The sequence below is a fragment of the Streptomyces sp. M92 genome (assembly GCF_028473745.1).
Taxonomy (GTDB): Bacteria; Actinomycetota; Actinomycetes; order Streptomycetales; family Streptomycetaceae; genus Streptomyces.
Genome location: NZ_CP101137.1, coordinates 2,605,127 through 2,617,369, shown reverse-complemented (window position 1 = coordinate 2,617,369; position 12,243 = coordinate 2,605,127). Strand labels below are relative to the sequence as shown.

Genomic DNA, 12,243 nt, shown 5'->3' with positions numbered 1-12,243 from the left:
CACCGCCGGGCCGCCGGGACCAAACGGAACTCAGCCCTCCATCAGCTCCCGCACCTCGCAGGTCACCGTCCAGTACTCCTCGTGCACCTTGAGGAAGCGCTTGGTCCACTCGACGGCCTCGGCCTTGTCCTTGGCCTGGAGGAGCGCGTAGCCGCCGACGACCTCCTTGGACTCGGTGAACGGCCCGTCGGTGACGGACAGCTGCCCGCCCTCGTAGTGGACGCGGGTGCCCTGGGCGGTCGGGGTCAGCCCGGCGGTGTCGAGCAGCACGCCGGCCTTGGTCATCTCCTCCATCAGCTTCTCCATGCGCTGCACCAGCTCGGGGCTGGGGCCGCCGGAGAGGGCGTCGTTCTCCTCGATGCGGATCAGCGACAGGAAGCGGGGCATGGTGACTCCTCGGGTGGTCCGGGCCGGGTCCGTCCCGGCCTCTCACCCGTGCGTCGAACGGGCGGGGCGTGGATCGACACGTGTCCCGGGATTCTCGCCGGTTTCCTTCGGGACTTCTCTCAGCGGAGCGATTCCCACAGCTCACCGGCGTCCGGCTCCAGGGCGACCACCCGGTTGGTGTCCCAGGGGGCCGGTACGACGGGCATCGTCACGGTGCGTACGTCGTCCGCCGACAGGCCGCCCAGGCTGCGGCCGAGGCTCATCAGCTCGCTCAGCGAGTCCAGGCCGGTGTCGGTGGTGAGGCTGCCGGTGACCGCGTCGGCGACCTGGTAGAGGCGGGCGGGGTCGGTGAGCAGGTCGGTGGCGGAGATCTGCTCCAGCAGCGCCTTGACCAGCTTGTGCTGGAGCTCTATGCGAGCGAGGTCGCTGCCGCCCGCCAGGCCGTACCGGGTGCGGGCGAGGCCCAGGGCCTCGGTGCCGTCGAGGTGGTGGGTGCCGGCGTCCAGGTGCAGGTGGCTCTTGTCGTCGTCGATGTCCACGTCGGTGGTGACCGTGACCCCGCCGAGCGCGTCGACGAGGTCGGCGAAGCCGGAGAAGTCGATCTCCATGTAGTGGTCCATGCGGACACCGGTGACCGACTCGGCGGTCTTGACCGCGCAGACCGGCCCGCCCACGGCGTAGGCGGTGTTGAACATGGCGCCGCTCGCCTCGGGGGTCGTTCCGCCGGACGGCAGCGGGCAGGAGGGGCGGTCGACGAGCGTGTCGCGGGGGATGCTGACGACGGTGGCGGCGGTCCGGCCGGCGTCGAGGTGGACGACCATCGCCGTGTCGGAGCGGGCGCCCTCGCTGTCGCCGCCGCCCAGCTCCCGGTTCTTCTCGCCGCCGCGCGAGTCGGAGCCGAGGACCAGGATGTTGAGGGCGCCGGTGGGCACCGGGGACGCGGAGGGGACGGCGACCGGCCTCGCGGGGCGGTCGCCGCCGAGCGCGCCGTCGATGTCGACGCTTGTGATGTTGTCGTTGAGGTGCCAGTAGGCCCAGCCCGCCGCGCCGGCCCCGAGCAACAGGGCGCCGGCCAGGGCGAGACCGGCGGCCCGGAGCCCTTTGGAGCGCCCGCTCGGCCTCTGCCGCGCGTCCTGCCCGTCCCGCCCCGCCATGCGTCCGCCCCCGCTCGTGCCGGTGCCGTGCCCGGCTCCGTTCGCGTCCCCACCCGAATGCCCCGTCGACAGGAACATACGTCTGAATTGTTGAAATCAGGAACATGCGGGACGGGATTCTGCGGGAATTCTCAGACTTCTCAGCCCGCCGCAGGCGCCGCCGTACTGCTGCGCACCTCCAGGCTGGTGGCCAGCTCCACCCGGGTCGCCGCCGCCGAGCCGTCGTCGCGCCCGAGGTCCAGGACCAGCCGGGCCGCCGCCTCGGCCATCTCCGTCAGCGGCTGCCGTACGGTCGTCAGCGGCGGGCCCACCCACCGCGCCACCGGCAGGTCGTCGAACCCGACCACACTCAGGTCCTGCGGGATGCGCAGCCCCAGTTCGCGCGCGGCCTCGTACAGTCCGAGCGCCTGGAGGTCGTTGCCGGCGAAGACGGCGGTCGGCCGGTCGGGGCGGCGCAGCAGCTCCAGGCCCTGGCGGTAGCCGGCCTCGTGGTGGAAGTCGCCGGTGACGATCAGGCCGGGGTCGACCGGCAGCCCCGCCGTCTCCAGGGCGGCCCGGTATCCGTCGACGCGGGCGCGGCTGCACATCATCCGGGTGGGTCCGCTGATCGCGCCGATGCGGGTGTGCCCGAGGTCGACCAGGTGCCGGGTGGCGGCGAGTCCGCCCTGCCAGTTGGTGGCGCCGATGGACGGCACGTCGGCGCCCGGGTCGCCGGCCGGGTCCATCACCACGAACGGGATGGAGCGGCTGGTGAGCAGGGCCCGCTGGGACTCGTCGAGGCCGGACAGGACGAGGATCACGCCGTGCGGGCGGCGGGCGGCGACCTGGTCGGCCCAGCTCCGGCCGGGGGTGAGGCGTCCCGCGCTCTCGGAGAGCACGACGCTGAGCCCCGCGTCCCGCGCCACGTTCTCCACGCCGCGGATGACCTCCATCGCCCAGGCGCTCTCCAGTTCGTGGAAGACCAGGTCGATCAGGGGCGAGCGGCTCGCCTCGGCCCGCCTGCGCCGGTACCCGTGGGTGCGCAGCAGTTCCTCCACCCGGGACCGGGTGGCGGGCGCGACGTCGGCGCGACCGTTGAGAACCTTCGAAACAGTCGGCGCCGACACGCCGGCCTCCCGCGCGATCTCGGCGAGGGTCGCGGTCTGCGCGGAACGCCTTTGCGTCCGGGTTTCAGCGGGCTGCGGGGATGTCATGGCGGCGATCGTAACCCTGCGGGCCCTCTTGACGCAGTCCTCGGACAGCGACGGAGCATCGGCACATTCGCCATATGCTCCGAAACATTCTGTCAATCACGGAGAGCAGTCGTCAGTCAGCGGCCACCGACTCGAACCGCCATCGGTGCACCGCGCGTGTGACCAGACCGGCGTCCGGTTCGGGCAGTTCCGGCAGTTTGGCGTCGTAGGCGGCGTCCCACCAGGTGATGACGAGGACCCGGTCCTGCGGGGCGCGCAGGGTCTCCCGGCGGACCGGCGCGCCGGCGAGCGGCTGCGCCCGCGCCCAGGCGAGCAGTTCCTCGCCCCGGCCGGGCACCGCCCGCGCCTCCCACATCAGCGCGACCGTCACGAGTACAGGTTCTCCTTGCTGACCTCGTGGACGTGGTCGTGATCGTGGCCGTGCGGGTGCCCGTGCCCCGGCACGTGCGGGTCTGTCACCGGCAGCGAGGAGTCCGCCGACAGGTCCCAGTCGGAGGCGGCCCGGCCCCGGGCGACCATCTCGGCGCCGAGGGCGGCCACCATCGCGCCGTTGTCCGTGCACAGCTTGGGGCGCGGCACGCGCAGCCGGATGCCGGCCGCCTCGCAGCGCTCCTGCGCCAGCGCCCGCAGCCGGGAGTTGGCGGCCACGCCGCCACCGATCATCAGGTGGTCGACGCCCTGGTCCTTGCAGGCCCGCACCGCCTTGCGGGTGAGCACGTCCACGACCGCTTCCTGGAAGGAGGCCGACACGTCCCGCACCGGCACCTCCTCCCCCGCCGCCCGCTTGGCCTCGATCCAGCGGGCCACGGCCGTCTTCAGCCCGGAGAAGGAGAAGTCGTACGCCGGGTCGCGCGGGCCGGTGAGCCCGCGCGGGAAGGCGATGGCGTTCGGGTCGCCCTCGCGCGCGTAGCGGTCGATGACCGGGCCGCCGGGGAAGCCGAGGTTGAGCACGCGGGCGATCTTGTCGAAGGCCTCGCCGGCCGCGTCGTCGATGGTGGCGCCCATCGGGCGGACGTCGGAGGTGATGTCGGAGGAGAGCAGCAGGGAGGAATGGCCGCCGGAGACCAGCAGGGCCATCGTCGGCTCGGGCAGCGGGCCGTGCTCGAGCTGGTCGACGCAGATGTGCGAGGCGAGGTGGTTGACGCCGTACAGGGGCTTGCCGAGGGCGTAGGCGTACGCCTTCGCCGCCGAGACGCCGACCAGCAGGGCACCGGCGAGGCCGGGTCCGGCGGTGACGGCGATGCCGTCGAGGTCGCGGGCGCTGACCCCCGCTTCCCTCAGGGCGCGGTCGATGGTGGGGACCATCGCCTCCAGGTGGGCGCGGCTCGCCACCTCGGGGACGACACCGCCGAAGCGGGCGTGCTCGTCGACGCTGGAGGCGACGGCGTCGGCCAGCAGGGTGGTGCCCCGGACGACACCGACACCGGTCTCGTCGCAGGATGTCTCGATCCCCAGGACCAGAGGTTCGTCAGGCATGGTTGTCGGTTCCTCGTTCGGTTCCCGGTACGGAGGTGGAAGGGTCGGTCAGGCGCATCACCAGGGCGTCCACGTTCCCCGGCTGGTAGTAGCCGCGTCTGAAGCCGATGGGTTCGAAGCCGAAGCGCTCGTAGAGGCGCTGGGCGCGGGTGTTGTCGACCCGGCACTCCAGCAGCACCTCGGCGCACTCGAAGGCGGTCGCCGCCCGCAGCAGTTCGGTCAGCAGCCGCGCGCCGAGGCCGGTGCCCCACTGGTCGCGGGCGACGGCGATGGTCTGCACGTCGGCCTGCTCGCCGGAGGTGACCAGGCCCGCGTAGCCGACGACCCGCCCGTCCGTCTCGGCGACCAGGTAGCGCCGGCTCGCGCCGGGGCCGCGCGCGTGGGCCAGCTCGGACCAGAACATGCCGCGGGACCAGGCGTCCTCCGGGAACAGCTCCCGTTCCATCCGCAGGACGGGGTCGATGTCCCACCAGCGCATCTCGCGCAGTGCGGCGGCGGAGGGGCCGGCGGCGGTGGCTGACTCGGTCACTTGGGGGTGACCACCTTGTAGTTCTTGGGGACCTGGGCGTCGGGCCGGCGCAGGTACAGCGGCCGGGGCGCGGGCAGTTCCTCGCCCGCCGCGAGCTTCTCGGCGGCCAGGCACGCGAGGGCGGCGGCGGACACGTGCTCGGGTTCGTGGGCCTTCGGGAAGGTCTCCGGGTACAGCAGCGCGCCCGCGCCGACGGCCGGGAGCCCGGCGACCCGCTCCGCGATGTCGGCGGGGCGGTCGACCGCCGGGTCGGTGAGGCGGGTGCGGGAGTCGGCGTACCGGGCCCAGTAGACCTCCTTGCGGCGGGCGTCGGTCGCCACCACGAAGGGCCCCTCCAGGTCGGCCGCGTAGGCGAGGCCGTCCAGCGTGCACACGCCGTGCACGGGGACGCCGAGGGCGAGCCCGAAGGTGTCCGCGGTCATCAGTCCGACCCGCAGCCCGGTGTACGGGCCGGGGCCGGTGCCGGCGACGATGCCGGTGACCGCGTCGAGGCGCAGTCCGGCCTCGGCGAGCACCCGGTCGACGGCGGGCAGCAGCAGCTCACCGTGGCGGCGGGCGTCGACCTGGCTCGACGAGGCGATGACGTCCGTACCGTCGTGCAGCGCGACGGTCACGGCGGGCGTGGCGGTATCCAGAGCGAGCAAGAGCACGCAAACAGCCTACGGCGCCGCGGGGCCCGTGTCGGACGCCGGTGGGCGGTGCGCGGGGGACGGCGGGCCGACCCCGACCGCCCCCCTCGTGTCGCGCAAAGCGGTCATACGGTCACGTACTGCTACCTTCGCCGGTGACGAACGCACCAACGCACGACGTACGACGACGAGGTGGTCGCCAGTGGCAAGCAGCAGCGCCGGTTTCGTCGCCGGACTCACGGCGGCGGCGCTCGCGACGATCGGCTACCTCGCCCACCAGGCCTCGGTCGCCGCCCCGCACGACCTCGGCCGGGCGCACGCGAGCAGCACACCCGCCCCCGGCGCCTCCAAGGCGCCCCGCGACCGGCGGCACCCGGAAGCGCTGCCCGCGGGGACCGGAAGGGGTGAACGGGTGGTGTACTCGGTGGACGACGACCGCGTGTGGCTGGTCGGCGCGGACAACCGGGTCCGGCGCACCTTCGAGGTCACACCCAGCACGGTCGACCCGGCGCCGGGCACCTACGCGGTCACGTCCCGGTCCAACCGCGTCACCGGATCGGACGGCGTCCCGGTGGAACACGTCGTGCGCTTCACCAGCGTCGACGGCGTGGTCATCGGGTTCAGCGCGGCCGTGAACGGCTCGACGGCGAAACCCGACCCGGGCGAGCGCACCGGCGGCATCCGCGAGACACGGGCGGACGGCGACGCCATGTGGCGGTTCGCGACGATCGGGCAGCAGGTCGTCGTCGTCCGCTGACCCTCCGCCGGGACGACCGCGGGATCAGGCGGCCTCGCGGTGCTCCGGGAGGGGCGCCCGGCGGGCCTCCGGCTCGGGCGCGTACGGCGGTGTCGAGACCGCCGCGGCGGCGGCGCAGGACGCGAGCAGGTCGGACATGGACACACCGGTGGGCACGGGCCCCGGCTGCGGCTTGGTCTCCGGCATGGACGCCTCCTGATGGGCGGGGGCGGGCGTAGTTAGGCATGCCTAACTACGAGCTGGGTACCATGTGACCACGCGCGAGACCCCGAGCGCAATATCTTGCCGACGTCTTGTCGGAACATCGGCGTCCTGCCGGAACGCCCCACGGCGGGCGCGGGACCGGCGGCTCAGACGGCCAGCACGCTCAGGTCGGCCGAGGCCCAGCGCTCGCCGATCCCGGCCAGTGTCACGTGCCGCACCTCGTCGGTGGTGTCGCCCTCGGCCCGGTGGATCCGCAGCTGGAGCCGGTCGTCGGTCAGCTCCTCGACCTTGCCCTCGCCCCACTCCACGACGATCACCGAGTCCGGCAGCGAGACGTCGAGGTCGAGGTCCTCCATCTCGTCGAGGCCGCCGGAGAGCCGGTAGGCGTCGACGTGGACGAGCGGCGGGCCGTCGCCGAGCGAGGGGTGGACGCGGGCGATCACGAAGGTCGGGGAGGTGACGGCGCCGCGCACGCCCATGCCCTCGCCGAGTCCCCGGGTCAGCGTCGTCTTGCCCGCGCCCAGCTCCCCGCTGAGCATCAGCAGGTCACCGGCGCGCAGCACCTTGGCGAGCTTGCGGCCCAGTTCCCGCATCTGCTCCGGGGAGGTGACGGTGATCTCGACGGCGGGGGCGGAGTGGGAGGCCCCGGAGGGGTCAGCCGGGTCCTGGTGTGCTGCTGGTGCTTCCATAGCCATTCACGGTAGCGGCTGCCGGGACGGCACCGGCGCGGGCGAGCAGGTCGGCGAGCCGGTCGGTGACCAGCTCCGGATGCTCCAGCATCACCAGATGGCCCGCGTCGGGCACGAGCACCAGCTCCGCGTCCGGCAGCAGGCCGGCGATGGCCTCGCTGTGCTCGCTGGGCGTCACCAGGTCCCGCACCCCGGCCAGCACGAGCACCGGCAGATCCGCGAAGCGGGCTAGGGCGTCGGTCTTGTCGTGGTCGTTGAAGGCCGGGTAGTACTCGGCGACCACGTCGATCGGCGTCGACTCGATCATCCGCTCGGCGAACCGCGCCACGGCCGGGTCGACGTCCCGGGAGGCGAACGAGTACCGCTTGATGATCCCGGCGAACAGGTCCGCCGTCGCCCGCCGCCCCTTCTCCACCAGCTCGGCCCGCTGCCCCAGCGCCTTCAGCACGCCCGGCAGCACCCGCCGCACCGCGTTCACCCCGGCCACGGGCAGCCCGAAGTTCACCTCGCCGAGCCGCCCGGAGGAGGTGCCGACGAGGGCGACGCCGACGACCCGCTCGCGGATCAGGTCGGGGTACGCGTCGGCCAGCGCCATCACCGTCATGCCGCCCATGGAGTGCCCGACCAGCACGATCGGGCCCTCGGGGGCGGCAGCGTCGATCACGGTCCTCAGGTCACGGCCCAGCTCGTCGATGGTGACCGGCCGGTCCTCCCGCACCTGGGCCACGCCCCGGCCGGACCGGCCGTGGCTGCGCTGGTCCCAGTGGACGGTGCGGACGACACCCCTGAGGGCCGCCCGCTGGAAGTGCCAGGAGTCCTGGTTGAGGCAGTAGCCGTGGCTGAAGACGACGGTCACGGGGGCGGGGGCCTTGCGGCCGAAGAGCCGGCGCCGGCGCCGGGTGAGCGCGGTCTCCGTCTCCGGCTCGACGTCGTCGACCTCGTAGTACAGCTCGGTGCCGTCGTCGGCGTACGCCCTGCCGGGGGTGCCGCGCAGTCCGCCGTACGGTCCTGCCGAGTCGAGGGCGACCCGCGCCCTGTGGCGCATGCCGCGGCCGACGGTCAGCCGCTCTATCGCCACGCCGGCCGCGGCCCCCGCCGCGACCACGCCTATCGCGACGCCGGCGATGCCGGTCGCCCGGCGCCAGCCGCCGGCGGCGGCCTCCGTGGCGGCCTCGGTGGCGGAGGCGACGGCCGACGCGACGGCCTGCGCGTTGCTCTCGCTCACGTACACCGCTCCTCTTCGCCGGGCCCGCGGGCTGCTGTGCGGACACCCGCTGGTCGTTGACTCGACTGAACCTGAAAGCGCGGACCGCGCGCGTCACTCGTCGACGTAGACGCGCGGAACGCGTGATCCGATCCGGGTGACGATCTCGTACGCGATGGTGCCGGCCGCCTGCGCCCAGTCCTCGGCGGTGGGCTCGCCGCGGTCGCCGGGGCCGAAGAGCACCGCCTCGGCGCCCGGCTCCGGCCGCTCCCCGCCCAGGTCGACGACGAACTGGTCCATCGCGATCCGCCCCGCGACCGTGCGCCACTTGCCGCCGACCAGGACCGGCCCGGCGGACGAGGCGTGGCGCGGGACGCCGTCGGCGTAGCCGAGGGGGACGAGGCCGAGGGTGGTCTCGCCGGGGGTGGTGTAGTGGTGCCCGTAGCTGACGCCGTGGCCGCCGGGGACCTGCTTGACCAGGGCCAGCGAGGCGGACAGCGTCATCACGGGGCGCAGTCCGAAGTCGGCGGGGGCGCCGATCTCGGGGCTGGGCGAGACGCCGTACATCGCGATGCCGGGGCGTACGAGGTCGAAGTGGGTCTCGGGGAGGGTGAGCGTGGCCGGCGAGTTGGCGATGTGCCGCACCTCCGGGCGTACGCCCTGCCGCTCCGCGTACGCCGTCATCTCGCGGAAGCGGGTGAGCTGCGCGGCGATGGAGGGGTGGCCGGGTTCGTCGGCGCAGGCGAAGTGCGACCAGAGGCCGGTGACGCGGAGCAGCCCCTCGCTCTCGGCGCGCAGGGCCGCGCGGACCAGTTCCTCCCAGTCCCCGCCCGGCTGGCAGCCGCCTCGCCCGAGTCCGGTGTCGGCCTTGAGCTGCACCCGCGCGGGCAGCGCGGCGCGGCGTGCGGCCGCGACGACCTCCTCCAGGGCCCACATCCCGCTGACGGACACGTCGAGTCCGGCTTCGACGGCCTCCCGCCAGGGCCCGCCCGGCGTCCACAGCCAGCACATGATCCGCACGTCGTCCGGCAGTGCCGGGTCCGCGCGCAGGGCGAGGGCCTCCTGCGGCGTGGCGGTGCCGAGCCAGGTCGCGCCCGCCGCGACGGCCGCGCGGGCGCACGGCAGCGCGCCGTGACCGTAGGCGTCGGCCTTGACCACGGCCATGAGAGCCGCCCCGGGGGCCCGTTCGCGCAGCGCGCGGACGTTGGCCCGCAGGGCGGCCAGGTCGATCTCGGCACGGGCCCGCGTCCCCGCGTCCCGCCCAGCAGCTGTCTCACTCATCGTGGCCCCAGTCTCTCAGAGCGCCCGCCCCCCGCTTCCGCCACGGACCGCGCCCCGGCCTCACTCGCTAGGGTGCCCGGCATGAGCATCATCGGGGTCGGTATCGACGTGGCCGAGATCGAGCGGTTCGGCGCGGCGTTGGAACGTACGCCGGCCTTGGCCCGGCGGCTCTTCCGGGAGAGCGAGTTGCTGCTGCCCGGCGGGGAACGCCGGGGCGTCGCCTCGCTCGCCGCCCGGTTCGCGGCGAAGGAGGCGCTGGCGAAGGCGCTGGGCGCGCCGGGCGGGCTGCACTGGACGGACGCGGAGGTGTACGTCGAGGACAGCGGGCAGCCGCGCCTGCGGGTGACGGGGACGGTGGCGGCGCGGGCGGCGGAGCTGGGGGTGGCGTCGTGGCACGTGTCGCTCAGCCATGACGCCGGGGTGGCGTCGGCGGTGGTGATCGCGGAGGGGTGATCCGGGCCCGGTGGGGTCAGTTCCCGGCCGGCTGGACGCGGATGTGCATGCGCTCGCCCTGTGCTCCGTACAGGGCGATCCATTCGACGGGCCGGTCCCCCGCGTTGGCGATCCCGTGCGGGACGCGGGTGTCGAACTCCGCCGTCTCACCGGCCGTCAGGACGAGGTCGTGGTCGCCGAGGGCGAGGAGCAGGCGCCCGGAGAGGACGTAGATCCATTCGTGGCCCTCGTGGGAGCCCTGTTCGGGGCGCGGGGTCCACTCGGTGCGGGCGGTCGCGGGGGCGGGCAGGATCTGCTTGTACGCGTGCAGCCCGTCGTTGGGGTTGCGGGTGAGGGGGACCCAGGTCTGGCCGTGCCGGGTGAAGGGGCGCGGGTGGACGCGCGGGTCGCCGGTGCGGGAGCCGACCAGTTCGTCCAGGGGCAGCCGGTGGGCCCTGGCCAGCGGCAGCAGGTGCCGCAGCCCCGGCTCGCGCCGCCCCGACTCCAGCCGGGACAGGGTGGACACCGAGATGCCGGTGACGGCGCCGAGCTGCGCCAGCGTGAGACCCCGGGCCTGCCGGATGGCGCGCAGGCGGGACCCGAGCGAGGTCATGACCTGTGCCGTCTCCTCGTCGCCGATGCCACCCGTGCCACCCGTGTCACCCATGGAACTACTGTCCACCATCGCGGACGGCGGGCCGTGCGTGATCACGGTGCACGGGGAAGACTCGATGCCATGCGGACTGCGTACAGCGTGGAGACGGTCAGGAACGCCGAACGGGAGCTGATGGCGCGGCTCCCCGAGGGGACGTTGATGCAGCGGGCGGCGGCCGGGCTGGCCGTCGCCTGCGCCCAGGTGCTCGGCCGGGTGGCCGGCCGGGTCTACGGCGGCCGGGTGGTGCTGCTGGTCGGCAGCGGGGACAACGGCGGCGACGCCCTGTACGCCGGTGCCCGGCTGGCCCGGCGGGGCGCGGGGGTGACGGCCGTGCCGCTCTCCCCGGAACGGGCGCACGGCGGTGGGCTCGCGGCGCTGCGCCGGGCGGGCGGCCGCGTCGCCGGGAGCGCCGGTGCCCGGGACCTGATCGAGCGGGCGGACCTGGTCGTCGACGGGATCGTCGGGATCGGCGGCAAGGGCGGACTGCGTGAGGAGGCGGTGCCGCTCGCGGACGCGGCGGCGCGGTCGCGGGCCTCCGTCGTCGCGGTCGACCTGCCGAGCGGGGTCGACGCGGACACCGGACAGGTGCGCGGGGCGGCCGTGCGGGCCGACCTGACGGTGACGTTCGGGGCGCACAAGCCGGGGCTGCTGGTCGATCCGGCGCGGGAGTACGCGGGGTCGGTGCGGCTGGTGGACATCGGGCTGCCGCTGCCGGACGAAGCGGCCGAACTGGAGGCGTTGCAGCACGCGGACGTGGCGCGGCTGCTGCCGGTGCCGGGGGCGGAGAGCGACAAGTACCGGCGGGGGGTCGTGGGCATCGCCGCCGGGTCGGCGCGCTACCCGGGCGCGGCCGTGCTCGCCGTCGCCGGTGCGCTGCGGGGCGGGGCGGGGGCGGTGCGGTACGTCGGTCCGGCCGGGGACGCGGTGATCGCGCGGTACCCGGAGACGCTGGTGTCGGACCAGGGCCCGAAGCGGGCGGGGCGGGTGCAGGCGTGGGTCGTCGGGCCGGGGGCCGGGGACGACGCCGGGACCGTGGCCCAGGTGCTGGCGGCCGAGGTGCCGGTCCTGGTCGACGCGGACGGGCTGCGGCTGGCGGACGCCACGGCGGTGCGGGTGCGCAGGGCGCCGACGCTGATGACGCCGCACGCCGGGGAGGCGGCGGCGCTGCTCGGGGTGGGCCGCGAGGAGGTCGAGGGGGCGCGGCTGGCCTCGGCGCGGGAGCTGGCGCGGCGGTACGGGGCGACGGTGCTGCTGAAGGGCTCGACGACGGTGGTGGCCGGGGCGGAGGGCGGACCGGTGCGGGTCAACTCGACGGGGACGTCGTGGCTCGCCACCGCGGGCAGCGGGGACGTGCTGTCCGGGCTCGCGGGGTCACTGCTGGCGGCGGGGCTGTCGGCGCGGGACGCGGGGAGCGCGGGGGCGTACCTGCACGGGCTGGCGGGGCGGTTCGCGGCGGAGGGGGCGCCGGTGGGGGCGCACGACGTCGCCGGGGCCGTGCCGAGGGCCTGGCGGGATGTGGCCCGGGGCGGTGAGCACACGGTGTGACCTGTGTCGGTGCTCGTGGTGTGTCAGGCGTCGGGCTGCGGCCCTGCGGGTCCTCGGGCAACCTCTCGACCGGGGTGGAGCCTTCCCGCCTGCGCCGACCGGCTCGTC

The 12,243-nt window shown here is 74.6% G+C and carries 15 protein-coding genes; 3 read left to right on the top strand and 12 right to left on the bottom strand.

Features of this window, described 5'->3' with window-relative positions; all coding sequences use genetic code 11:
- Positions 1–30: 30 nt before the first annotated feature.
- The 7 genes from M6G08_RS12045 to tsaB form a co-directional block, all read right to left on the bottom strand.
- Complete coding sequence (locus M6G08_RS12045) at positions 31–387, bottom strand: YciI family protein (RefSeq protein ID WP_272587137.1); 357 nt, start codon at positions 385–387, stop codon at positions 31–33.
- A gap of 119 nt (positions 388–506) precedes the next feature.
- The gene (locus M6G08_RS12040; protein ID WP_272591317.1) at positions 507–1,541 is read right to left on the bottom strand and encodes an LCP family protein; all 1,035 of its coding nucleotides are present in this window, start codon (positions 1,539–1,541) and stop codon (positions 507–509) included.
- Positions 1,542–1,681: 140 nt separating this feature from the next.
- Positions 1,682–2,734 (bottom strand): LacI family DNA-binding transcriptional regulator, encoded by a 1,053-nt coding sequence (locus M6G08_RS12035; RefSeq protein ID WP_272587136.1) that lies wholly within the window; start codon positions 2,732–2,734, stop codon positions 1,682–1,684.
- Between the two features lie 112 nt (positions 2,735–2,846).
- Positions 2,847–3,104: a hypothetical protein gene (locus tag M6G08_RS12030; protein WP_272587135.1), complete on the bottom strand. Its 258-nt coding sequence runs from the start codon at positions 3,102–3,104 to the stop codon at positions 2,847–2,849.
- The gene (gene tsaD / locus M6G08_RS12025; RefSeq protein WP_272587134.1) at positions 3,101–4,210 is read right to left on the bottom strand and encodes a tRNA (adenosine(37)-N6)-threonylcarbamoyltransferase complex transferase subunit TsaD; all 1,110 of its coding nucleotides are present in this window, start codon (positions 4,208–4,210) and stop codon (positions 3,101–3,103) included. The genes M6G08_RS12030 and tsaD overlap by 4 nt, the downstream gene beginning before the upstream one ends.
- The gene (rimI, locus tag M6G08_RS12020; RefSeq protein WP_336299030.1) at positions 4,203–4,688 is read right to left on the bottom strand and encodes a ribosomal protein S18-alanine N-acetyltransferase; all 486 of its coding nucleotides are present in this window, start codon (positions 4,686–4,688) and stop codon (positions 4,203–4,205) included. Before rimI ends, tsaD begins: the two co-directional genes overlap by 8 nt.
- Positions 4,689–4,735: 47 nt before the next feature.
- Positions 4,736–5,389, bottom strand: a complete 654-nt coding sequence (tsaB, locus tag M6G08_RS12015; RefSeq protein WP_272587132.1) for a tRNA (adenosine(37)-N6)-threonylcarbamoyltransferase complex dimerization subunit type 1 TsaB — start codon at positions 5,387–5,389, stop codon at positions 4,736–4,738.
- Between the two features lie 181 nt (positions 5,390–5,570).
- Here tsaB and M6G08_RS12010 point away from each other — a divergent pair, with 181 nt between their 5' ends.
- Positions 5,571–6,125 (top strand): hypothetical protein, encoded by a 555-nt coding sequence (locus M6G08_RS12010; RefSeq protein WP_272587131.1) that lies wholly within the window; start codon positions 5,571–5,573, stop codon positions 6,123–6,125.
- A gap of 24 nt (positions 6,126–6,149) precedes the next feature.
- Here M6G08_RS12010 and M6G08_RS12005 read toward each other — a convergent pair whose 3' ends face one another.
- From M6G08_RS12005 to alr, 4 genes are all read right to left on the bottom strand, one after another.
- Positions 6,150–6,311, bottom strand: coding sequence for a hypothetical protein (locus M6G08_RS12005; protein ID WP_272587130.1), 162 nt, complete (start codon positions 6,309–6,311; stop codon positions 6,150–6,152).
- Positions 6,312–6,475: 164 nt separating this feature from the next.
- Positions 6,476–7,018 carry a tRNA (adenosine(37)-N6)-threonylcarbamoyltransferase complex ATPase subunit type 1 TsaE gene (tsaE, locus tag M6G08_RS12000; protein WP_272587129.1) on the bottom strand — a complete coding sequence of 181 codons (543 nt, stop codon included), beginning with the start codon at positions 7,016–7,018 and terminating at the stop codon, positions 6,476–6,478.
- Positions 6,984–8,243 carry an alpha/beta fold hydrolase gene (locus M6G08_RS11995; RefSeq protein WP_272587128.1) on the bottom strand — a complete coding sequence of 420 codons (1,260 nt, stop codon included), beginning with the start codon at positions 8,241–8,243 and terminating at the stop codon, positions 6,984–6,986. The genes tsaE and M6G08_RS11995 overlap by 35 nt, the downstream gene beginning before the upstream one ends.
- 93 nt (positions 8,244–8,336) lie before the next feature.
- Positions 8,337–9,503: an alanine racemase gene (alr, locus tag M6G08_RS11990; protein WP_272587127.1), complete on the bottom strand. Its 1,167-nt coding sequence runs from the start codon at positions 9,501–9,503 to the stop codon at positions 8,337–8,339.
- Between the two features lie 81 nt (positions 9,504–9,584).
- Here alr and M6G08_RS11985 point away from each other — a divergent pair, with 81 nt between their 5' ends.
- Positions 9,585–9,956 carry a holo-ACP synthase gene (locus M6G08_RS11985; protein ID WP_272587126.1) on the top strand — a complete coding sequence of 124 codons (372 nt, stop codon included), beginning with the start codon at positions 9,585–9,587 and terminating at the stop codon, positions 9,954–9,956.
- A 16-nt stretch (positions 9,957–9,972) separates the two neighbouring features.
- On the opposite strand, the gene M6G08_RS11980 is transcribed toward M6G08_RS11985, so the two are convergent.
- The gene (locus M6G08_RS11980; protein WP_272587125.1) at positions 9,973–10,602 is read right to left on the bottom strand and encodes a helix-turn-helix domain-containing protein; all 630 of its coding nucleotides are present in this window, start codon (positions 10,600–10,602) and stop codon (positions 9,973–9,975) included.
- 69 nt (positions 10,603–10,671) lie between these two features.
- Here M6G08_RS11980 and M6G08_RS11975 point away from each other — a divergent pair, with 69 nt between their 5' ends.
- Complete coding sequence (locus M6G08_RS11975) at positions 10,672–12,135, top strand: NAD(P)H-hydrate dehydratase (RefSeq protein ID WP_272587124.1); 1,464 nt, start codon at positions 10,672–10,674, stop codon at positions 12,133–12,135.
- Positions 12,136–12,243: the final 108 nt, after the last annotated feature.

Excerpts from the sequence above, each read along its gene's own strand:
- M6G08_RS12045 (WP_272587137.1), bottom strand. The coding sequence starts at position 387 with ATGCCCCGCTTCCTGTCGCTGATCCGCATCGAGGAGAACGACGCCCTC.
- M6G08_RS12040 (WP_272591317.1), bottom strand. The coding sequence starts at position 1,541 with ATGGCGGGGCGGGACGGGCAGGACGCGCGGCAGAGGCCGAGCGGGCGC.
- M6G08_RS12035 (WP_272587136.1), bottom strand. The coding sequence starts at position 2,734 with ATGACATCCCCGCAGCCCGCTGAAACCCGGACGCAAAGGCGTTCCGCG.
- tsaD (WP_272587134.1), bottom strand. The coding sequence starts at position 4,210 with ATGCCTGACGAACCTCTGGTCCTGGGGATCGAGACATCCTGCGACGAG.
- rimI (WP_336299030.1), bottom strand. The coding sequence starts at position 4,688 with ATGCGCTGGTGGGACATCGACCCCGTCCTGCGGATGGAACGGGAGCTG.
- M6G08_RS12005 (WP_272587130.1), bottom strand. The coding sequence starts at position 6,311 with ATGCCGGAGACCAAGCCGCAGCCGGGGCCCGTGCCCACCGGTGTGTCC.
- tsaE (WP_272587129.1), bottom strand. The coding sequence starts at position 7,018 with ATGGAAGCACCAGCAGCACACCAGGACCCGGCTGACCCCTCCGGGGCC.
- alr (WP_272587127.1), bottom strand. The coding sequence starts at position 9,503 with ATGAGTGAGACAGCTGCTGGGCGGGACGCGGGGACGCGGGCCCGTGCC.
- M6G08_RS11985 (WP_272587126.1), top strand. The coding sequence starts at position 9,585 with ATGAGCATCATCGGGGTCGGTATCGACGTGGCCGAGATCGAGCGGTTC.
- M6G08_RS11980 (WP_272587125.1), bottom strand. The coding sequence starts at position 10,602 with ATGGGTGACACGGGTGGCACGGGTGGCATCGGCGACGAGGAGACGGCA.
- M6G08_RS11975 (WP_272587124.1), top strand. The coding sequence starts at position 10,672 with ATGCGGACTGCGTACAGCGTGGAGACGGTCAGGAACGCCGAACGGGAG.